This is a genomic window from Streptomyces sp. NPDC007907, assembly GCF_042959365.1.
GTDB lineage: Bacteria > Actinomycetota > Actinomycetes > Streptomycetales > Streptomycetaceae > Streptomyces > Streptomyces indiaensis.
Genome location: NZ_JBIBKR010000003.1, coordinates 1 through 21,458, shown reverse-complemented (window position 1 = coordinate 21,458; position 21,458 = coordinate 1). Strand labels below are relative to the sequence as shown.

The window sequence follows — 21,458 nt, the reverse complement described above, 5'->3', positions numbered from 1 at the left end:
CCAGCCGTGCCCCGGGACCCGAGCGATCGGGCACCGGGGCACAGCGGCACAGGTGACCAGCCCGGATTGATCGGACACCTTCGTCGAGATCTCACGGGCAATCAGCTCCCAAAGCCCGTCTCGGACCGGGCGGTGTCGTGGTGCACGCCCAGGGGCCCCTGTCAGCGAACCAGTGCGCTGACGGCCGGTACGGGTCTCAGGACATGCTGCCCCGGCACACCGTCCCCGGGGCCGGGGTGCGGCCCGTGCGGAGGTATTGATCGACCGCCCCCTTGACGCAGCGGTTCTGCGGGTACGTGCCGTGGCCCTCCTCCTCGGCCGTCAGGAGCACGCCGACACCGTCGCCCAGGGCGTGGGCCATGTGGCGGGCGCCGGGATACGGAGTGGTCGGGTCGCCGGTGCCGCCGACCACCAGGATGGGGGCCGCGCCGTCGGCATTCACCTGGGGCGTGACGCGCTCGCCGTCGAACGGCCAGTCGTAACAGAGGTAGACGCCGGTGGACCAGGCCGCGCCGAAGACGGGTGAGGCGGCCTTGACGCGAGCCTCGTCCCTGTCGAGGCGTTCGAAGCCGGGGCGCAGGCTGGAGTCCGCGCAAGTGATCGCGGTCTGGGCGACGCGGCTGCTGTCGGGCGCGGGCGCCGCGCGGTCGGCGGAACCCACGTCTGCCGCGCCCTCGCTCAGCGGACGGCCGTCGTTGTGGTCGATCAGCGCGGTGAGGGCCTTGGCGAGCGGCGACCAGCCGTCTGTGCCGAGGACGAGATGATCGCTGACACGGTGCGCGAGGTCGTCGGCGTCCAGGCTTCTTCCGCCGCCGGCTGGGGCGGGCTTCTTCTCCAGGCGGTCGGCCAGGCGCGCCATGCGTCGCGCGGCCTCCTCGGGCCCGTCCCCGGTCGGGCAGTGGCGGATACGGGCCGCGCAGTGCGCAGCGAACCGGTCGAACGCCGCCTGGACCGCCTTGACCTGCGACACCTGCTCCGCGCTGAGGTCCTCGGTCGGATCGACAGGCGCTTCGAGGACGAGCCGCCCGACGTGCGACGGGTACAGGTGGGCGTAGACCGCGCCGAGCGCCGTTCCGTACGAGACGCCGAAGTAGTGCAACCGCTCGTCGCCGAGGAGGTAGCGCATCAGGTCGAGATCGCGCGCCGTGTGCGAGGTGCCGATGTACGGCAGGAGCGCCCCGGAGTGCTTGGCGCAGGCCTCGGGCCCGGCGTAGCCGGTGCCGGCCGCGGTCTTTCCGCAGCGCACGGGGATGGTTGCGCCGACGCCGCGCGGGTCGAAGGAGACCAGGTCGTAGCGGTCGAGGAGCGGCTTGTACTGGTTGAGGCGTTCGGGTAGTCCGTTCACGCCGGACACGCCTGGGCCGCCGAAGTTGAGGACCAGTGAGCCGATGCGCCGGGTGTTCGGGCCGGTGGCCTTTCGGCGGATCAGGGCGACGTCGATCTTCTTGCCGTCTGGCTTCCGGTAGTCGAGGGGGGTCTTCATGGTGGCGCAGTCGTAGCCCGTGCGCGCGGTGGGCGGCGAGGCGCAGCGGGACCAGCGGAGGTGCTGGCCGGTGGTGAGCGCGGCGGGCAGACCGGCGGGCGGGTTGTTCGCGGTGAACTCCGTACGCGGTTCCGCATTTTGGCCGGGAGCGTCGTGCTTGAGCCAGGCGCCGACGACCCCGATCGCGACGAGGACGACCCCGGCGATGATGAGCGCACCAGCCGAGAGGCCCGGTCTACGGCTTCGTATCGGATGTGCGTCACTCATTGAAATCCCCGCGCTCCCGCCCCTGGACGCCCGCCCCGCACTCGCATGCCCGCGTCGTGATCGTCCGATCGTCGAATGAGTGCAGAGTACAAGCCGTCCACGACAGCAGCTCAGCTCCAGCCTCCCGCCAGGTCTATGACTTCTCGCGCTCGAGATCGACAAGATCAATGCTGCTACACCAGCAGCACATACACCCTCCACAGCCGACTCCTTCAGCTCTGATCAGGAGGCCCTGGCGAGGGCGCTCGTGAGGTGCTGCCGCAACGGCTCGGGTCTCGGGGTGCGTTCCATGGCCGCACGAGAGGCCTCACCCGCACGGGCAGCCGAGCCGGGGCCTCAGGCTCACCTGGACGGCCGATAAGGGGACTGAGAGACCGACCATGTGCGGGTTTCCGGTGCTGGTCAAGGTCGACGGCAAGCCTCGCAGGCCGTGGATCACGTGGTTTATTGACTGCGCCACCACCGCCCTCACCGGCGTCGCAGGCACACCGGTACATCCATCACGGGAGTCGGTGCTGGCCGCGCTGCGCTTCGCGATCCTGCGCGAGGACCCCTACGGCACGTTCGGCGGCCCGCCCGAAAAGGTGCGGGTGGACCAAGGACTTCCGGTCCGGCGGCCCTGCGAGCTGGGTGCCAGCCCGCCCGGGGTGTGCTGCGGCCTTCTTCGGATGGAGCTGCCGGATCCCTGCGGCCGGCCTCCCGACAGCACAGGACCTGGATGAAGACGCTCCGGACAGTCGTCATGACGTCCACGGCGACGGTGTTCGCCTGGAGCACCGTGCTGGTCGTCGGCGAGACAGCCGTGATGGCCGGCCTCGCGTGAACCTCCAGGACGCCAGGGTGCCGACCGTCTCCCTGCACCGCCGCCGCGTAGCCTGCGCAGCATCCGTATGCTCCCGGTCATGAGATTCTTACGGCGGCGTAGCCGCAGCGACGCCCAACAAATGACGGGGACGCCTGTGGCGCAGGCCAAAGCCCTCTACGAAGCCGGGCGTTACGCCGAAGCGGAGGCCGAAGCCCGCGCCGTGGCCCGATCGCGACCTCGCGACGACGAGTACGCAGCTGTGGCGCTGAACATTGCCGCGCTCGCGACGGGCGCCCAAGGCCGCCACGCCGAGGCACTGGCCACCTACGACGAGGCGCTTCCTGCCTTCAGCAGGATATTCGGAGCCGATCACTGGCTGACCCTGAAGCTGCGCTCGGACCGCGCCCAGCAGATGACCTCGCTCGGCCAGTACACCGAGTGCGAGGCAGAATGTGCGGCCGTCGCCGAGGCCGCGGGCCGCGGTACCGGCCCGGAGATGTCATTCCTGGCAGCGGCCGCCCGCAACGGGCTGGTCTTCGCCCTCAATGCGCAGGGGCGCCACCAGGAGGCCGAAGCAGTCGCCCGCGAGGCCCTGGCCGCCCATTGCGAACGTGACCGGGGGTCCGTCGTCCTGCGACTCGGCTTGGCTCGCAGCCTCAACGGCCAAGCCCGCTACGAAGAGGCCCTCACCGAGGTACAGGGCGCCGACAAGCTGTACCGCACTCTGCCCGATGACCAGCGCCACCCTGACACGGGCGCCGTCCAACTGGTCTTCGCTATGGTCTTGTGGGGGTTGGGACGGGCTCCCGATGCCCGTCACCAGGCTGCAGCCGCTCATGATGCGTGCCAGGCTTCCTTCGGTCCGGACCACAGCCGCACCGTCGAAGCCCGAACGCTGCTCGAGCACATTGATGGCACTCGACTGTAAGCGCAGCGGCCCCTGACGCTCGGAGGGGGCTTGCTGGCCTGGCGTGTTGTAGGTTCGTTGAGAGAGGCCGGGTGCACGGTTCCAGTACCGGTGCACGGTGAACGAGCGGCGTCGGTGCCCGGTACCGCCCAGGCACTTCACCTGTATCCGGGCCCGATGGCCAGTCCTGCGGGTTCGAGCTCAGCTCCGTCGGAAGGTGGCGGCACGCCCACGGCCAGCACCGGTGGCGTGGGCAGACTCGCTGGTGCGCTGCCAGATACACCCGGGCTGGTGTAGCGCGACCGGTCCGCGCAGCCACACAGCCCGGGCACGCCGGACCCCCGGGCAGCAACCGTCTCGACGCCGTTGTGGAGCCGCGCCGCCGGCTGCTCCTTCGAGGGGACCAGCGGTTCCTGGCGCGTCGAGGCCGGCAACGCACGGCGTAAGCCCACCTGCGGAACACGGCACAGCGCCGCGACCCGGTCCCGGGCCGTTCAAGAGCACCTCGCTGTCGCCCGTAGAGCCCCGACAACGCCCTGCTGGCCAGCTACTTCGGCAAACCGACGACAGCAGACTCCGCACCGTCCGGCCGTACGTGTCCGCGATCCGCCCCGGAAACGGCAGCGTCATCTCACCCGGCAGGGGAGCCACCCGAAAGGGCACCTGCGGCCAGCAATAGCTCCCCCCGCCCATCCCGTCGCTGGTGACAACTATGTGCTGGCTCTGTCCATGAGAACGGGTTGTGGCTCAGGTTCTGTGACGCGCTCACGCTGAGTGACGGCTGAGCTTCTCCGGGCAGTGCGTGAAGTCGCCCGAAAATAGGCCGTGGTCAAGGCAGCTGGGCTGACAGTTCGGGTCCGTGGAAGAGATCGTGCCCTGGTTGAAGGAGCTGTTGTTCCCGTCGATCGCGGACGTCGCGGTGCTGTCGGTGGACGTGAGCATCGCGATAGTGCGGGTCGACGCGGAATGCCCTGCAAACGGCGCCGCTTGCCCGGCGTGCGAGGTCTGGTCGAACCGGGTCCATGGTTCCTACCTGCGGTTTCCAGCTGATGTGCCCAGCGCCGGACGAAGCGTTGTTCTTCAGCTGAGGGTGCGCCGGATTGCCTGCCGGAACTCGGCATGACCCGCCGGACCTTCGTCGAGCAGATACCCGGCCTGACCCGTCGGCACGGTCAGCGGACCGAGCGGCTGCGCGCGACGCTGGCCGCGGTCGGCCTCGCCCTGGCGGGCCGCGCCGGCGCCCGCCTGAGCTCCGCGCTCGGGGTATGCGTCAGCCGGAGCACCGTCCTGCGCCTGGTCGACGCCCTGCCCGAGCCTGAAGTGCCCGCCCCGCGTGTGGTCGGTGTTGACGAGTACGCCACCCGCAAGGGCCGCCACTACGGCACCGTTCTCGTCGACGTCGAGACCCGCCGCCCTGTCGACCTGCTGCCCGACCGGGAGGCATCGAGCCTGGCGGCCTCGCTCGCCGATCGGCCCGGCGTCGAGGTCGTATGCCGGGACCGGGCGCCGTTCTTCGCCGAGGGCGCCACCGCCGGTGCACCGCAGGCCGTCCAGGTCGCGGACCGGTGGCACCTCTGGCACAACCTCAGCGAGGCCACCGAGCGGAGCGTCGCCCAGCACCGTTGCTGCCTCCGCGCGCTGGTCCCCACGGTTCCCGCACCCGCTCCCCAACCCGAGGCCGTCCCGGCAGCCGACTCGCACAGTTCTCCTTGGCCGCGCGGGCACCGATTCGCCGATCGGACCCGGGATCGGCATGCCGCCGTCCACGCCCTGCTGACAGCGGGACACAGCCGTCGCTCGGTGCAGCGGCAGCTCGGGCGATCACGTGCTCCGTGGCGGTGGGCACAGCCGTCGTTCGCAACGCGGCAGACCAGTCGGTCAGGTGCGCTTCGATGCGGGCCGTGCGGTCACGGCACACGTCGACCGCGCTCTCGATGACCGCCTCGTCCATGCGAGGCAGAGCGGTGGCCAAGTGCTCCAGGACCGGCTGCAGTACCTCGCCGCGGACGATGTCACGGTCCGCGCCGTCCGCGAGGATCACCCAGTAACCCCGCCCGCCGTCCGGGCCGTTGAGCCGTTCGCGCAGGTCGTCGTCGAGTGCCCGGACGTTATCGGGCAGGCACTCTCCCGTGTTCACCAGGATGAGAGTGAAGTCCCGTACGTCGGCGACCCCGCAGACGTTCCCGACGAGTTCCAGAGCATCGGCATCCTCCTTCGCCCACATGGCGTTGGTGTCCGTGGGGCGCTTGACGACGATCACGAAGTCGACGTCGTTGCGCAGACCGGCCACGTGATGTATCTCCGCCGCCGGCACCAGCTCACCGAGACCGGGCATGTCCACGAGCCCCAGAGCGGTCACGTCCTCGATCGGAAAGGCACAGGTGATCGCCGCGTCACGGACCGCGAGGTACGGTCGCTTCACCGGGCCCGGGCCGGTTTCCGGGTAGGCGACCCACTCCCTGATGTCCGACAGGCCCACGCTGCGGAACTCGCCGCGCTGAACCCCTGGCAGACTGGCCTGCCACAGCGCGACATCGTCGCCAACCCCGCACCGCTTTTCCAGCAGCTCCGCCGGGTCCGGTACGACTGGCGCACGGGCTCAGAGGTGACCCTCAAACGCATCGCCACAGAAGCCGCAACGCACGGCCAGGCTCTGATGGTGGTCAACGGAACAAAAGACGCCAGCCACGTGCACAACGTCTGGCTAGGCGCCCGTGATGAGGACCCCGGCACTCTGCACCTGTCGACCCGCATGACCGGCGGCCACCGTAGAGAGATCATCCAAGCGGCAAAACAGCGCCTTGACGCCGGTCTGGACACGCTGCTGGTGTCGACATCGCTGATCGAAGCCGGTGTCGACCTCGACTTCCCGCGCGGATACCGCGCCAGATCGCTGCCGGAGTCCGAACAACAGGCCGCCGGGCGCATCAACCGCGAGGGGCACCGCCCGACCGAGGACAGCATCATGACCGTCTTCGAACCGACGGACGGTCTCCAGCCACAAGTGATTTACAACCGGTGCGGCATCGCCGCAGCATCCCGCCGCTTCGGCAAGGGGCTCGCAGACCCAGACGACCTGGACACACTGCGCTCCTACTACCAGCACCGCTACCGACTCCAGGCCGGACGCTCCTCCACAGACCCCAACGGAGCCACCGGAGAAGCCATCGAAGCGCTGCGAGAAAAGCTGGACTACCCGGAAACCGCCCGCAAAATGCGCGTGATCGACAACGAGCACTCCGTGGCCGTTGTGGCCATCCGCCTCCAGCTTGACCAGCACGACCGGCAGGTCGCACAGGACGCCATCAAACAACTCCGTAGCGGCCTACCGACCCCCGAGACCTACCGCAAACTCCAGGACCACATGGCATCCATCCCACAACGAGAACTAGAGACAGCGATCAACGCTGGACACGCCGTCGAAATCGCTGGTGACCTATGCGAGTGGACAGGCCCTTACCACCCCCAACGAGGAATCGAACCCGCCGTGCAGCGAGACGGGCAGAGGCTGAGGATCCCACCGATCGATACAGTGTTCCGGAACAGTGGCGTCGTGGCGGTCGCCCTCCGAGGGCAGCCGAGGATCACAACACCGTCACGGTGGTGAAGGGTGTCCCAGGCACCCTCTGGCGGTCGCCTTCCTGGGCGGCCGAGGATCGCAACTACGGGTTCGAGTGCGTCAATCTCGGCAACGGCCGTCTGGCGGTCGCCTTCCGGGATGACCGAGGATCACAACTTCACCGGTCTGGCCGTGTTCGGTCGCAAGGGTGCGGCTGGCGGTTGCCCTCTGGGGCGACCGTGTGATCGCAACAGCGAGGCCGTGCAGATCGCCATGGCCGTCAGCGGCATGGCGGTCGCTCTCCGGGTGATCGAGGGTGGCAACAACTCGACCGACGGCGGCCCGCCCCTGAACTGCCGTCTGGTGGTTGCTCTCCGGGTAGTCTCAGGATCGCAACTGCGAGGACGGCCCGGACAGCAACGTCGCCGCCGTGGCTGGAGGTCGTCCTCCTGGATGACCGAGGATCGCAACGCGACGACCGCGCGGCGCCAGCCAAAACCATAGCCACTGGCGGTCGCCCTCCGGGACGACCGAGGATCGCAACAGCAGCGCCGCGTACAGCCGTGGAACGGAGAACAGCTGGCGGTCGCCCTCCGGGGCGACCGAGGATCGCAACGACGCCATCAAAAAAGAACTTCGCGAAGACCTCGCCTGGCGGTGGCCTTTCGGGGCGACCGAGGATCGCAACCAGTTCAACAAGGGCGGCACGGGCGGGCTCGCCGATTGGCGGTCGCCCTCCGGGACGACCGAGGATCGCAACGCCGTCACCTTGCCCGGAAGGGTGCCGAGCAGCTCCCTGGCGGTCGCCCTCCGGGGCGACCGAGGATCGCAACCTGACGAACGGCGACGTCATCGACCTCGCGCACACACTGGCGGTCGCCCTCCAGGACGACCGAGGATCGCAACGCGATGAGCCCGGCCAGGAACGCACCCGACGACATCCTGGCGGTCGCCCTCCGGGGCGACCGAGGATCGCAACCCAAGACGGGGCTGAGGTCGGTTTCCAACCTCAGGCTGGCGGTCGCCCGCCGGGGCGACCGAGGATCGCAACCGCTCCCGCGAGCGCGCCCTGCGCCAGGTCATGCGCTGGCGGTCGCCCTCGGGGACGACCGAGGATCGCAACGACGAGACGAGGCTGGAGGCATACGGCATCAGCCTCTGGCGGTCGCTCTCCGGGGCGACCGAGGATCGCAACCACTGCTCGCCGGCCCGATCGCTCTCGAACGCTGCGACTGGCGGTCGCTCTCCTAGGCGACCGAGGAGGATTGCAACGCCACGGCCGCCCCAACGAGCCCAGGTCGTACACAAGGGGTACGCCCTCCTGTGCGATTGACGCATAGGCGGGCATACTGGCCTGCCGGCGGCGCGATGGCAGAGTCCCGAGCCGAGTGACTATGTCCAGCGCATGCCGATGGTGGAGAGCTGCTCGATGCGTTCTGGGGTGAGTGTGGCGGCGCGTGAGCGTTGATTGCTGATCCAGGCTCCGAGCTTGATCTCTCGCTCCTCCTGGTCCTCACCGATGACGACCCGTTCGATGTGTTTTCTCGGCACGCGCAGGTGCCCCTCGCGCTTGAAGTACTGCTTGGCAGCCTCGTAGTTGAGGGCCCACTTGTCGGCTTGGCTGGTCCGTGGTTTGGGTTTCTCGTCCTCGGTGGCGGGCTGGATGCCGAGGATGTGTTCGCACATCCACTGCTGCACGGCTGTCAGCTTCTCCCAGCCGAACCGGACCCCTCGTACCCCCCCGCCCCCGACCACGCTGCCGCCAACTCCGACCATGACCCCGACCACTGCTGGTCATCGGGGCATTGCCGCCCGCCGTGCTACGAGTTGGGTTCCTGGCGCAGGTCAAGGAAGCAGCGCAGCCGTACCCCGGGCTCGCCGGGCAGACCCACCCAGCAACCGCGCCCCCGGGCACCGGATTCGTGCCGGGTCCGAACGGAATGAGGGGTTCTGCCTTCAGCCTTGCCGCTTATGCAGCACAATCCTGCATATGAGCGAGAATTGGCCACTTTTCGTTGCAGAAGGTCACGCATCCGAGGTGGATGTGCTGCTGATGGAAGACGAGTTGGGGTCCGGTGCCGTCAAGGCAGGGCGGGGAGAGGTAACCCTGCCGTTCCGGGAGCCGAGCTACATATCGATCGGTGAGCCCGTCGTCATCCCGCTGGACCCGCAGGCCGAGGCCACTCCTGAGCTCCGGCGCCAGTTCGGTGCCTTCGATTTCCACCAGGTGCAGTTGACGTGCTCCTTCCAGGCAGGGCCCGGCTCGCGGTTCACCCACGCGGTGCTGGAGGGCGATGCCCGGCGCGTCCGAGAGACCTGCGGCCAGCCGGTGCAGGCGGGAGCGCTCGCCGGGGTCCAGCCCGCGATATACAGCGGCCCGCAGCAGCGGGTGGGGGAACCCGGCCCTGGGCATGGCTCCGGCCGCGCCCTCGATCAGCAGTTCCTGTGTCATGGCTTCCGCCAGCGCCTCCAAGGGGTCTGCGACGGCGGCGAGTTCAGCCGCCACATGCAGGGGAGCCGACATTCCGACGACGCTGACGGCGCCCACGAGCCGTCGCGTGCACGGGGCACAACCATCGAGCCGCTCAGCGATGAGCCGCTCGTACCTGCGCGGTGCGGGCAGGACGGTGTCGCCGGCACTCAGCAACGCGCCGGGATACTGCTGGAGCAACGCCTTGGTGTGTAGGGGGTTCCCGTAGGTGTGGTCCCTCAGCCGAGCGAGGGCCCAGCGAGGCAGCGGTGACAAGCCCAGCGCCTGGTTCAGCTGGGCGAGTTCGGGGACGCCGAGTCCGGCCAGCGTCAGCTTCGCGGTCGTGTCCTCTTCGAGGATGCGGTGCAGTCCGTGCGGCAACCGGGGATCTGCCGCGTCCCGGGTCACGAGCACCGTTAGCACCCGGTCGACGCGCAGTCGCCGCAGTACGAAGGTGATCGCGTGCAGCGAAGGTGTGTCAGCCCACTGAACGTCGTCGATCACCAGAATGACCGGTGCGCGGTCCTGGAACTTGCCGAGAGCGTCGATGAGGGAAGCACCGATGGAGATGGGGTCCGGCTGAGGGGCACCGGCATCCGCGACGCCGTGCACCCGGTGCGGTATCAGCTGCGTGACGATCCCGTACGGCAGTTGCATCTCCAGCTCGTCCCCACTCGCCCGCAGAACGCAGTGATCCGCGGTGAGACCGGCGAGGAAGCAGCGCAAGAGCGATGTCTTCCCGATACCTGCCGGTCCGTCGATGAGGACGGTTTGTGGTTCACCCCCCGCGGCCCGGACCAACCAGGCACCCATCTGTGACAGCTCTTGCGCCCGGCCGAAGAACAACGTTTCAGGAACTTGCCGCGACATGTGGTCCCTTCCCCCCCGGAAGGACTCCCGCCGGATGCACGAGAGACGGTGCAGATGCCGGGAGCCCACTGACCTTCGAGACATATACCCATCACTCGCTGTCAGGGGGATGAACAGCGGTTTCCGTAGCACTTCGTAGGCAAGGCTGATAAGACGTCGTCGTTTGCGCCGGCGTGATCGCTCGTTGAGTCGACATGACCGATCTGGTCGAGGGGTTGGTACCGGATGCTGCGGGGATGCAACTGACCGGACCGCCATGCCACTCCATCTCCGGGGAGCTGCTCGTGACGTCCTGCATGGACGACTCCGCGGATCTGCCCTCGCTGGTCCCGGACGGCCCAGTTGACTGAGTAATCGATGGATCACGGCGGCATGAGAATCAATCCGTAGTTCTCAAAAGGCAGGCCAAGATGCGCCCCAAGGACGGCAAGGTCGACACACGCCTTGCACACCTCCAGACCCTTCGCACCCGCATGCTCGGGGGGCGTCAACCAGGTCATGCACCAGATCTGGGAGCAAGGACCACAGCCCGCCTCCATCCGAGTCCGCCAGGCCTTCTACCGGCTTGACGAGATGAGGATCTTGGAGGACGAGCGGAAGCCGCTCCCGAAGGAGGAGCAGCCGTTCGCGGCCCGCATGGTCACCCCCAAGGGACTCCAGCTCCGGCTCATGCTGACGATGCCGTACGCCGCACAGTGCGCCGTAGGGCCGGGCAAGCAGTGGGACACCCCTTACCCCGTGGAGTCGACGGCGAAGCACCCGGTGTCATGGATGAGCTTGTCGGCCTCCGTCAGCCAATACGCCGGTCCCGGCATCCAGCTGGCGTCCGAGGACGTCAACCGTCGGCGCCAGATCACACAGGCTCTGAAGACACTGGAGTCGATGGCGCTCGTTCGGGCCACACCGGACCTGGCCGCTTCAGCACCGGTTTGCAGATCCTGTGCGAGAACGGGAGTAGCACCGTCAGCTACCGCCCTCCTCGGGCTGCACCTCGTCCCTGCGACGCTGATGATCCCCACCCTGGCGCGGAGCCTGCGCACCCAGACCGATTGACTCTCGAGTCGACGTCAGGCTCAAACCGCGCCAGGACGCGCTCGCAGCCGGGCCCGCACGCCTGCGCCTGCAGGAGGTCGGAAAAGGCTCAGTGGCCGTTTGGGGTCGCCCTGCCGCTGTCGGGTACGTGGGGAAGTCAGCCGCCGGACGTGGCGATGTCAGGAGCTGCCGGTAGAGGGCATGCTGTCGGCGTCGCCTTACGGCGTCATTCGGCAGGCAGGGCGAGCGCCAGCTTGCCCGTGACTCGGCCGTCAAGAAGGTGTCGGATGGCTGCGACGGTCTCGGTGAGCGAGTAGATGCGGTCCACCACAGGGCAGAGTGTGCCCGCGTCGATGAGGGCGGTCAGGTCGCGCAGCCCGTCGGCGTGCTCGGAGGAAATGAAGGTGCCCAGGTGCTGGCCGGTGAACGGTGACAGCATCTGTGCGCGGAGCTGCCGGTCAGTGCCGCCGAGCCAGCGGCCGTTCGTCTCGCCGCCGGTGATGACCAGCCTGCCGCGGGGCGTGAGGGCTCGACGTAGATCCCGCAGACCGCGGTTGCCGGCAATGTCGATGATGACGTCGTAGCGGCGCGGGCCGGCAAGGAAGTCCTCGCGCGTGTAGTCGATCACGTGGTCGGCGCCCAGCGCCCGTACGGCGTCGAGTTTGAGGGTGCTCGCGACGGCAGTGACCCGGGCACCGAAGGTGTGGGCGAGTTGGACGGCGAAGGTGCCCACGCCGCCGGCGGCTCCCGTGATCAGGACCTGCTGGCTCTCCCGGACCTTGCCCTTGTCGCGAACCGCCTGGAGTGCGGTGAGGGCGCTGACGGGTACCGTCGCCGCCTCCTCGAAGGTGAGCCCGGTCGGCTTGGGAGCGATCCTGTCGGGACGGGCGGCGGCATATTCGGCGAATGCGGCGACTGCCGTGCCGTAGACCTCGTCGCCGGTCGCGAACCCGGTCACGTCGGAGCCGACCGCCTCGACGACACCGGCGATGTTGCGGCCGGGATTGGGGAGCTTCGGCCTGCGCAGCCCACTCACGGGCCGGATCGCGTACGGCAGACCGGCCATCAGGTGCCAGGTGCCCCGGTCCAGGCTGGAGGCGCGCACCCGCACCAATACCTCGCCCGGCCCGATGCCGGGCCGGGCGAGCCGCGCCGTGCGCAGCACGGCTTCCGGCTCGGCGCCGTACCGCTCTTGCACGACGGCGGCCATTGTCCTGGCCCCACCGGCCGTTGCGACGGGCTCGTTCATGTTCCGCATCGCCATTGCTCCCGGTTCAGTCTTCACAACGCGCTTTACAGCGTAAGTGCTGTACTTACGCTGTAAGTACAGCACTTACAGCGTAAGCTCGTCAACGCTGGCAGACCACGAGAGGAAGCGACCGTCCACCGTGCCCCGACGTACCGCCCCGCAACAGGCCCGCGAGACGCTCACCCGGCAGCGGATACTGCGCGCCGCCGTCGAACTCGCCGACACCGGCGGACTGGAGACGCTCAGCATGCGCAAGCTCGGCGAGGCCGTCGGAGTCGAGGCAATGTCCCTGTACAACCACGTGGCCAACAAGGACGACCTGCTCGACGGCATGATCGACCTGGTCTTCGCCGAGGTCGAACTGCCCACGCCGGATGACGACTGGCGACAGGCGATGCGGCAGCGGGCACTGTCCATGCGCCACGTGCTGTCCCGTCACCGCTGGGCGATCGGGCTGATGGAGTCACGGTCCACTCCGGGACCGGCCACCCTGCATCACCACGACGCCGTACTCGGCTGCCTGCGTCAGGGCGGGTTCTCCCTCACCCTGACCGCCCACGCCGTCTCGGTCCTCGACAGCTACATCTACGGGTTCGCCCTGCAGGAGAAGACCTTGCCCTTCAACACCCCGGACGAGACCGCCGAACTGGCGGAGTCCATCATGAGCGGTTTCGGCGACGGCGAGTACCCGTACCTGACCGAGATCGCGACGGCTCACGTCATGCGCCCCGGGTACGCCTACGGCGACGAGTTCGAATTCGGTCTTGACCTCATCCTCGACGGCCTCCAGCAAGCGGCGGGCTGACGAGCAGGCGGTGTGCCCGCCGCGAGACCCCGGTGCGCTGTCCCCTCGAGGAGATCGTTCAAGAGCTGGCGAGAAACGGGTTCACCCCCGAGCAGGTAGGTCGGGCGCTGCTTCACCAGATCCGAGGTGGTCGGTACGGCGTCGAGCGGCCGCTGCGTTCGCTGGGCTACTGGCCCGGGCCTATCACAGCGAGCAGGAGCGCCCTCGCTGAAACGAGAGCTGCCTGCCCACACTGTTGCCAGGGCGGGCAGTAGTTCTGCTGGCCAGGTTTCAGAAGCGGCCATGCCTGGCCCTGGGCGGTAATCCATCGTGTGGCCCGTGAGGTATTGGGGTGGCTGCGGGCGTGGTGGTAGGCGTGCTGCCGCCGCATCGGCCAGGGCAGGCGGGTTCCACCACGGGTCCAGGTCGGCCAGGACCCGAGCTTGAGGCGACGTCCGCTCCTTTTGCGGGCGCGCACTCGGGGCCCGCACGGGTCCGACAGGCGCACATGGCCGTGACGACTGGGGCGTCTGCGAGGGCCGTCTCAGGCTTCAGACCGAGTGTCAGGAGGAGGCAAAAGTCCTCCCGCCCCTGCGTCTATGCGGACGCCGGTGACTGGCTGGTACTGCCTGAGCCAGCGGGTGGGGCCCCGGACGGTAGCCCGCCCGGTGGTGGGTCGGGTGGCGGCTGGGGGACGGATGCCGTACCTGTCCGCGATCCGCCCCAGAAACGACAGCGTCATCTCACCCTCTTCGGACGGGAAGAAGAAGGGGAAGGGACTGGCCAGCCCCGGAGGATCCAACCCCGAGCTGAACTCCAGAGAACTGAATCACCACTCGGCCGTTGCGGCCCGATGGTTCACACGGGATGCTCGCCGGACACGACGGCAAGCGTCCAGTTCACGGTGCCGCCGTCTGTCCGTACGGCGAGCTTCTGGGGGACAACGTCCGTATAGATACGCCCGTGAGTAACAGGCCCATTGCAGCCGATCTTGCTGGGGTCATCGTCTGGAGCATTGCGATCGACGAGCGTCATCTTGCCTTTACCGGTGCAAGTGACGTACACGGTATATACGTCTGACTCCGGCTTGAAAACGGGCAGGTCGGTGCTGCCCTCACCCGTGGTCACTGGCACGAGAATCCTCGCCTTGGCAGGCAAGTCGAGTGCCCGTGGCGTGGCAGGCGAGCTAGGGGCAGCGTCGGAACTGCTGCTCGACCCGGTCCCGGAAGGGGTAGCGCTTGACGGGGGTGATGTTCCGTCACCGTCGCTGGTTCCCGAACAGGCTGTGGTCAACAGCAGAATGAGCAGGGCAGGCGCTGTGGCGTAACGGCCCATAGGGCACTCTCCTCGGAGACGCACGCCCCGGCGGAAGCCGGGGCGCGCTGCGAAACGGTTAGTGGATGAGCCAGCCTTCACGGTAAGGCGCCCACGCCGTTGTGTATTCCTTGGAGCCAGTCTTGCAATTGCTGTACCGGTATGCGGTGTAGCCGTACACGTTCTCCTTCATGATCCCGTAGTCGCCGTACACGGTGTCATGAGCCTTGACCTTGCCGGAGGCCTCAACGCCGAGCTCGGAAGTCCACGACTTAGAGGCATTCACGTTGACATCGGCCTTGATCTTGCCGAGCCACAATGCCTTGAACTCGCCGCTGAGTGTCACCGACCCGCCGACAGTCGTGGTTCCCGACTTCTTGGAGGTGAACTTGAAGTCCATGCTGTACGACTTCGTGTTCTTGACGAAAGCCGAGTCCCAGACCCTCATCGTGTTCTTCTTGTTCTTGGTGATGTGGGCGAACCAATGGCCGGGACCGCAGTACTCAGACAGCGGTTCCTTGGGCCCCAGCAGTTCAGGGCCATCGGTCTCCCCCGGGATCGGCAGGTCCTCGTTCAACGGCGCTCCGCTGTCGACCCCCTCTGCCACTTCCGAACCGGCGATCGGGGCGTCCGTTACCGTGCCCGGTACGACCCCGGCCCCCTCCGCAATGAGTACGGGACCGGGCTCTTGAGCCGGCTCGTCGGCAAACGCCGGTACGGAACTACCCATGATCAGCAGGCCAGCGGCGACAACGCCCATGCCAAATCGCTGTGACATGATCCCCCCTTGTATCCGGCCCCTGGTCGGGCCGGTTGGTCAGGTTGATCAGAACATGTCTTGATCACGTGTGGAGTGAACTTGAGCAAGATATGAGGTGTACGCGTCATACCTCAGGTCTCGTGGGGCTTGCAGAACAGAACAGAACAGAACAGAACAGCCGCCCTGGCCGCGGGGCTACTGGCGCAGATCGACAAGCAGGTGCCGGGCCCGGCGAGCGGGTGTCGGGGTTAGTAGTTGAGGTCGAGGTAGTCGATGTCGTTGAGGGTGACGTCGGTGAGTGTCATGGCGCGGTTTCCGTTGTCCTGGAAGTAGACGTCTTTGAAGCCTTCGGCGATGATCTGGCGCATCTGCTGGTCGCCGGCTCCAGCCTGGCGGGCGTCGAAGAGGCGCCTGGCGTAGGTGGGTGGGAGGTGGACGGTGAGGCGTCGGATGCGTCCGTCGTCGGTGGTGCCGACGGGTGCGGTGTAGCCGAAGCGGGCCCGGGTCTCCACCGTGATGCCGCGTGTGGTGGCGGCCTGCTTTTGCCGGCGTGTGCGGACCTGTGGCTGCCAGCGGGCTCGTACGGCGGCGTCGATCCGGTCCGCGATGGGCTTGGGCGGGTGCTTGCGTTCGCCTTTGCGGTAGCGCTCGACCGACCGCTGGCTGACCCCGATCTGCGCCGCGACGGCTTTGGTGGTCTTGAGCTGTTTCATCAGGAAGTTGATGCGGGCCTGGAGTGTTTTGGGCGGCTGGCGGGTGAAGGCTTCCCGGTCGGCGCGTTCGATGGCGTCGTCGATCTCTCCCACGGTCTACTCTCCTTCGTCGAGGACGGCGTCGCCGCCCTTGATGTGCCGGGCGGGGTTGTGGCCCTGTTCCATGAGGTCGACCGCCCACAGCATCGACTGGACGCCTTCGAGCTTGGCCAGGCCCGGAGTGGGTCCGAGGCGGAAGGCGCCGGGCTGGGGCTTGCCGGAGGCGGCGTAGGGCAGGAAGTCCAGCGGCGAGGCGCCGGGGCTGGGGTAGACGACGCAGTCGGAGAGTACGGCGAGCGGATACAGGCCCGTCATCGTGGCCATGTTACGCAGCTTGCGGTGCATGTTGATGCGGGCCTTGGAGATGACGGCGGCGCGGATGTCGGGGCGCCAGGTGGGGCGTTGGAGGGCCGGCCACCGCTCGCCCTCCTTGTACTTCTTGCCTTGGGGGCGTTCGCGGAGCTTGCCGATGCCGCCCTTGACGGTGGCCTTGATGGCAGCCAGGACAGCCGCCATGGCGGGGTCTGTGTCCTTGTGCCGCTCCATCGCCGCGAGGAACTCGGTGTCGGACAGGTCCTTGGTGACGCCGAGGTCGGCGAGGGTGTCGACGTAGGCGTTCTTCAACCGGTCGTGCCACGGATCCAGATAGGCGCCGGTCTCCCGCCGCAGGTACGCCTCCAGCGGAGCGACGTTGTAGCCGAGTTCCTGGGCGTAGGCGACGGTGTGTGTCTGGTACCAGGCCGGACCGGTCGGCCGGGTGCCGTCCGGAGTGAAGGGCGAGGGCAGACGCGGGTCCACCTCGACGTGGGACAGGTCGACCAGCCAGCTCCCGGGGATCTTCGGGTTGAACGTCGGGGCATGGAAGTGGTCGGGGGCGGACAGGCCGACGACCAGGCGGGCCGCGGCGGCGAGGAAGGCGGTGTTGAGGTCCAGGCCGACCGCGTAGGGCAGGGTGCACTCCGCATCGGTGAGCAGGTCCACCGGCCGCACCCACTGGTACGCCTCCTCGTTCAGGAACCCGCCACTCCAGCCGCTGTCGACGACGACGGGGTGCTCGGCGGTGGCCTCCGGCGGCGCCGGGTCCATCGGCTCGGTGCCCAGTGAGCCCGGGTTGTAGGCGGACACCCAGTTCCCGGTCGCTTCGTCGCGCACCGCACGCGTGGGCGGGCGCAGCGCCGTCATCAGATCCAGCCCCGACACGGCCGTCGACCCGCGCGGTGTGATCACCCGCCGGGCGTACATCCCCAGGACGCGGGCGACGTCGGCCGGCTCCATCTCGGCAACGCCGGGCCAGGCCCGCTCATCGAGAGCGTCCCAGGACAGGACCGCCAGCCGCACGCACTGCCGCTCGCGGCCCTGAGCCTTGCGATAGATCCTTGCCCACGGCCCGAACCCGCGCTGTGTGAGCCGCCACTTCGCCTTCACCACCTGCTTAACCACAATATGGTCCTCGGCAAGACGCAGGGACCGGCGCTGCTCGTGGCCCTCCAGGCGCTCCGGCAGCCCGAGCTTCACGGCAGCCGCCGCGGTGAGCACGATCAGCGGATCGCAGTCCTTGCCGTTGCGATGCAGCTTCGACGCGCCCAGGCCGGACTCGCGCAGCGTCCACTCCACCAGCTCCACCACCGTGGTCGCCGGGCAGTCCAGCACGATCCCGTCCACGCCGTACGCGCAGCCCTCACCGTCCAGGACCGCGAGGGGCCCGTGCGGGAAGCGCGGGTCGGCTGCGGGCTGCGCCGCCTTCTTCGTGGCCGGACGCCGCGATGTCGCAGCGGGCCGGGGGCTGGCGGGGCGAGCCGGCGCCGCGGCCGGAACGGAGGGAGCCTGCGGGGCATCTGCCGCTTCCACCCTGGACGCGGCCGGCTTGGTAGACGCCGCTGGCGCCGGAGCGGCTGCCGGGACTGCACCGGAGGCGGGATACTTCGCCGCCCACCCCTTCAGCAGCCGCTGGTAGGCCTCCAGCCGCGGCGACTTCGGCTCGCTGCGGTCGTTCTCCCAGTTCTTCACCGACTGGGTCGTCGTCTTCAACGCGGTGGCGAGGCGGGCCTGCGTGATGCCGGCGGCCTCACGCAGCCGGGCACGCTCCGCCGGAGGCGGCAGGTGCGGCTCCTCGTTCAACAGAGCGTCGACGGACGCGAACAGCTCTTCCTCAGATGCCATGACCCCGCACCCTCACTCCAGACAAGCTTGCTTAACCACAAACTTATCCCATTCCTTAACCTTCCAAGGGCCGTCGTCGTCTCCCCGGTGTCGGAGGCGCCCTTGGCGCTCACCGTCACATTGGAGGAGGTCGCCGCCGGCCCATTCCAGCCCTATCGCCGCCAACGCGGCGAGTTTGTCGGTGGTGAGTTTGGCGCGCCGGCTCTTCTGGTTCATGATCCATACGCCCAGTCGAACTTCTGTGCCGTCCGGCAGCTGCTCGACGTGGGCCCGTGGGACGGTCAGGGAGCCGGTGCGCTCCTTGTATTGCGTGAGGGCGGCTACGCCCCGTTCGAAGGCGCTCAGAGGTGCTGTGGACCGCTTCGCGGGCTCCTCCGGTTCCGGGGCGAGCGGTGTGATGCCGAGTTGCTCGAGGAGCTGGCGTTGTCCGTCGGTCAGGGTCTGCCAGGCCTCGGGCTTGCGTTGTCGGGCGAGCCATCGTCCGATGTCCATGCCGTGGACCGTGACGCCGGGCAGGACGTCGGTTTGGCTCTCTTCGTCGCGGACGAGTTCGCGTAGGGCGGTGTAGTGGCGTTGCCAGTCGGCCGGCCATGCCGGGTTCCAGTACGGGTCTACGGACTCGAGAGCGGCCCTCCATTCGGGGTGTCCGTCCAGTGCGCCGGGGCGGCGGAGGTTGGACAGCCATTGTCCGATGGGCTTGTCGAGCATGGTGGCGGTGCGGGGTGCGCACAGCGTCCAGTGCTCCTCGTAGTAGGCCTTGGCCGCTTCCAGGTTCTCCTGGAACCGCTCATCCGCCATGGACCAGACCATGCCGAGGTTCTCGAGTCGGCGGGCGCGTTGGCCGTTCATTTCCCCGGCCGCGTAGGCCCTTCGCTGTTCCGCGACCCACTGCCCGAGGGGTGTTGCTCCCTCGCGGTGTCCGTAGGGCACGCGGGCGTGGCCGACCCGCTCCACGTATGCCTTGAGCTTTGCCCAGCCGCGGGCCCAGTCCTGGCGTTCGGTGTCGATCACGTTGAAGGACACCCAGTTGGCGACCATCACGGGGTCACGTGGGGCCGCGAAGCGGAGTAGCAGGCGGGATTCTTCCTCGTCTTCCTCGGGTTCCGTTCCGATGTGCACGGATGGCTGCGCGACGTCTTTCTGTGGCTCTTGCGGGATGGCGAGCAGTTCGACGGCCTCTTCATCGTGGGCCCGCAGGCCTTCAAGGACTTTCACCAGGGGCCGGTACGATCCCGAGCCGATCATGTCCTCGGGTGTTTCTCCTGGCTGGAGGAATACCGGCACGATCAAAGAGGCGAGCTTTCCCTGTCCGGGCTTTTGCCGCAGTGCGCGGCCGATGGCTTGGACGATGTCGTGGGGGGCGCCTTTGGGGTCGAGCAGGGCGACGCTGTCCACGGCGCGGATGTCGACGCCCTCGCCGAGGACGCGGCAGTTCGAGAGGACTGCCCGCTGGGCGGTGGAGCCGAACGAGCCCAGCACTTCCCGCCGGTGCTCGGGTGCGTGTTCTCCGCACAGCCACTCCGCCCAGATCCGCTTCGGGTACTTCTCCGGCTCGTTGGCGTGGAGCTTCGCCGCCACGCGCTCCAGGCCCTCGGCGTAGGCCTGTGCCTCGATGGTCCGGTGGTGGAAGGTGATGCACGTGCTGAGCTGGTGCTGCGCCATGGTGTGCAGGAGCGCGGCTTGGAGGGCTCCGAGCCTTTGCCCGCGGACCTCTTCGGTGTACCGGTCTTCGCCGTAGAGCCGATCGAGGGTCAGGACGGGGTCCTGGAGCTCGAGGACGATGATCTGGTACCGCGCCAGCAACCCCCGCGACACGGCAGAGGCGAGCGACAGCTTGTACAGGACAGGCCCAAAGATCTTCTCGTCGTCCATGGAGGCTGCCATCTCCCGCGGCAGCGGATCCCGCACCCCCTCGGCAACCTCCCGGCTAAGACGCTCCTCCCAGATCCGCGGGGTAGCGGTCAGGTACAGCCGACGGTAGGCCGGGATGACGGCCTGGTCGTGGATGTCCGCCCACGCCTTACCCATCGAACCCGAAGTCCGGTGCGCCTCATCAACCACCGCCAGGTCCACCGGCGCCAACTTCTGGCCATAGGCCCCCTCGAAAGCCTCCGCCAGGACACCCAGGCTGGCGTACGTCGCGTAGATGGTCACGGGCCCCTGCCCGTGCCACAGCGCCAGCTGCACCGGGTTCGTGGTGGAGCGCACCTTCAGGTTCCACAGCTCCGGATCGTCCTGGAGCGAGCACACCGCGACCGCCGGCCCCCGATGCCCCACCTCGTGCCACGCCTTCACCGTCTGCGCCAGCAGATCCAGAGTCGGCACCAGCACCAGCACCCGCCCGCGAGGCACAATCCGCTTCGCCGACGCCGCAGCAATAATCGTCTTCCCTGTGCCGCACGCGGCGTGCACCTGCCCGCGCAGACCATTGAAGGGAATACCGCCCGGCGGGATATCGAGACCACGCACAATGGCGGCAACGGCCTCGATCTGGTGATCACGCAGTTTCACGGCCATGCCCCGTGTTCTCCTTGTCGCGGGATGTCGCACGCAATCAAAATGCGGATTCCGACTACGGCGGATGCGGCTCGGGGGAGTAGTGTCTCATCCCAGATACTACACAGCGCATCACCGTGATGCAGCACCATGGCCGACTTCTGCCTCCAGGATGATGACCGGTTGAATCCCCTCTGGCAGCTGCCGATTGTCCTGTACGCTGATTATCCCTGGATCTTGGCCACGACGGTCTTGGGAAGTTGAGGAAGCATCAGGGCGGAGCGAAGCGGAGCCCGTACCAGGCGGCGGAGGCCGCCGCCCGATCCAGCCCCGACGGCCCGTCACTTCTCTTGTGGGGGTGGTGGGCTGGCTTCCCAGTGGCTACACAGGACCCGCGCGTGATGCACCCGCCCCTCGTAGCCAGCCCCAGGAATCCCGCTTGCGGGATTCCTCCAATTCGCGCTTGCGCGAATTGGAACGCTTTCAGAATTCCGCTTGCGGAATTCAATTCCCGCGCTTGAGCTTTAATCTGGCGGAGCGTAAGCGGAGG

Annotated in this window: 18 protein-coding genes; 8 read left to right on the top strand and 10 right to left on the bottom strand. The window is 68.0% G+C overall.

The window, feature by feature from the left end:
- Positions 1-196: 196 nt before the first annotated feature.
- Positions 197-1,750 carry an alpha/beta fold hydrolase gene (locus tag ACFZDI_RS11305; protein WP_391249604.1) on the bottom strand — a complete coding sequence of 518 codons (1,554 nt, stop codon included), beginning with the start codon at positions 1,748-1,750 and terminating at the stop codon, positions 197-199.
- A gap of 944 nt (positions 1,751-2,694) precedes the next feature.
- On the opposite strand from ACFZDI_RS11305, the gene ACFZDI_RS11300 reads away from it, so the two are divergent.
- From ACFZDI_RS11300 to ACFZDI_RS11280, 5 genes are all read left to right on the top strand, one after another.
- A complete protein-coding gene (locus ACFZDI_RS11300; RefSeq protein ID WP_391251069.1) occupies positions 2,695-3,483 on the top strand; it encodes a tetratricopeptide repeat protein in 789 nt (262 codons plus the stop codon).
- An 838-nt stretch (positions 3,484-4,321) separates the two neighbouring features.
- The gene (locus tag ACFZDI_RS11295; RefSeq protein ID WP_391249602.1) at positions 4,322-4,585 is read left to right on the top strand and encodes a transposase family protein; all 264 of its coding nucleotides are present in this window, start codon (positions 4,322-4,324) and stop codon (positions 4,583-4,585) included.
- A complete protein-coding gene (locus tag ACFZDI_RS11290) occupies positions 4,582-5,400 on the top strand; it encodes a transposase (protein ID WP_391249600.1) in 819 nt (272 codons plus the stop codon). Before ACFZDI_RS11295 ends, ACFZDI_RS11290 begins: the two co-directional genes overlap by 4 nt.
- Positions 5,345-7,069, top strand: coding sequence for a hypothetical protein (locus ACFZDI_RS11285; protein WP_391249598.1), 1,725 nt, complete (start codon positions 5,345-5,347; stop codon positions 7,067-7,069). Before ACFZDI_RS11290 ends, ACFZDI_RS11285 begins: the two co-directional genes overlap by 56 nt.
- Positions 7,070-7,180: 111 nt before the next feature.
- Positions 7,181-7,525 carry a hypothetical protein gene (locus ACFZDI_RS11280; RefSeq protein ID WP_391249596.1) on the top strand — a complete coding sequence of 115 codons (345 nt, stop codon included), beginning with the start codon at positions 7,181-7,183 and terminating at the stop codon, positions 7,523-7,525.
- An 888-nt stretch (positions 7,526-8,413) separates the two neighbouring features.
- Here the strand turns inward: ACFZDI_RS11280 and ACFZDI_RS11275 are convergent.
- From ACFZDI_RS11275 to ACFZDI_RS11265, 3 genes are all read right to left on the bottom strand, one after another.
- Entirely contained in the window at positions 8,414-8,719 is a 306-nt protein-coding gene (locus ACFZDI_RS11275) for a Helicase associated domain protein (RefSeq protein ID WP_391249594.1), read from the bottom strand.
- A gap of 122 nt (positions 8,720-8,841) precedes the next feature.
- Complete coding sequence (locus tag ACFZDI_RS11270) at positions 8,842-9,054, bottom strand: DUF6207 family protein (RefSeq protein ID WP_391249592.1); 213 nt, start codon at positions 9,052-9,054, stop codon at positions 8,842-8,844.
- Entirely contained in the window at positions 8,991-10,361 is a 1,371-nt protein-coding gene (locus tag ACFZDI_RS11265) for an AAA family ATPase (RefSeq protein ID WP_391249591.1), read from the bottom strand. Before ACFZDI_RS11265 ends, ACFZDI_RS11270 begins: the two co-directional genes overlap by 64 nt.
- A 194-nt stretch (positions 10,362-10,555) precedes the next feature.
- Here ACFZDI_RS11265 and ACFZDI_RS11260 point away from each other — a divergent pair, with 194 nt between their 5' ends.
- A complete protein-coding gene (locus ACFZDI_RS11260; protein ID WP_391249590.1) occupies positions 10,556-10,711 on the top strand; it encodes a hypothetical protein in 156 nt (51 codons plus the stop codon).
- A gap of 223 nt (positions 10,712-10,934) precedes the next feature.
- Positions 10,935-11,414: a hypothetical protein gene (locus tag ACFZDI_RS11255; protein WP_391249588.1), complete on the top strand. Its 480-nt coding sequence runs from the start codon at positions 10,935-10,937 to the stop codon at positions 11,412-11,414.
- A 205-nt stretch (positions 11,415-11,619) separates the two neighbouring features.
- Here the strand turns inward: ACFZDI_RS11255 and ACFZDI_RS11250 are convergent, their stop codons facing one another.
- Positions 11,620-12,642, bottom strand: a complete 1,023-nt coding sequence (locus tag ACFZDI_RS11250; protein WP_391249586.1) for a zinc-binding dehydrogenase — start codon at positions 12,640-12,642, stop codon at positions 11,620-11,622.
- 139 nt (positions 12,643-12,781) lie between these two features.
- Between ACFZDI_RS11250 and ACFZDI_RS11245 the strand changes: the two genes are divergently transcribed.
- Positions 12,782-13,447 carry a TetR/AcrR family transcriptional regulator C-terminal domain-containing protein gene (locus ACFZDI_RS11245; protein WP_391249584.1) on the top strand — a complete coding sequence of 222 codons (666 nt, stop codon included), beginning with the start codon at positions 12,782-12,784 and terminating at the stop codon, positions 13,445-13,447.
- 837 nt (positions 13,448-14,284) lie between these two features.
- On the opposite strand, the gene ACFZDI_RS11240 is transcribed toward ACFZDI_RS11245, so the two are convergent.
- The 5 genes from ACFZDI_RS11240 to ACFZDI_RS11220 all read right to left on the bottom strand — a co-directional run bounded on the left by ACFZDI_RS11240 (position 14,285) and on the right by ACFZDI_RS11220 (position 20,929).
- Entirely contained in the window at positions 14,285-14,554 is a 270-nt protein-coding gene (locus tag ACFZDI_RS11240; RefSeq protein WP_391249582.1) for a hypothetical protein, read from the bottom strand.
- Positions 14,555-14,819: 265 nt separating this feature from the next.
- Complete coding sequence (locus ACFZDI_RS11235) at positions 14,820-15,518, bottom strand: hypothetical protein (protein ID WP_391249580.1); 699 nt, start codon at positions 15,516-15,518, stop codon at positions 14,820-14,822.
- Between the two features lie 230 nt (positions 15,519-15,748).
- A complete protein-coding gene (gene tpg / locus ACFZDI_RS11230) occupies positions 15,749-16,306 on the bottom strand; it encodes a telomere-protecting terminal protein Tpg (protein WP_391249578.1) in 558 nt (185 codons plus the stop codon).
- Positions 16,307-16,309: 3 nt separating this feature from the next.
- Positions 16,310-18,412 carry a telomere-associated protein Tap gene (gene tap / locus ACFZDI_RS11225; protein WP_391249576.1) on the bottom strand — a complete coding sequence of 701 codons (2,103 nt, stop codon included), beginning with the start codon at positions 18,410-18,412 and terminating at the stop codon, positions 16,310-16,312.
- Between the two features lie 12 nt (positions 18,413-18,424).
- Entirely contained in the window at positions 18,425-20,929 is a 2,505-nt protein-coding gene (locus ACFZDI_RS11220) for a Helicase associated domain protein (protein ID WP_391249574.1), read from the bottom strand.
- Positions 20,930-21,458: the final 529 nt, after the last annotated feature.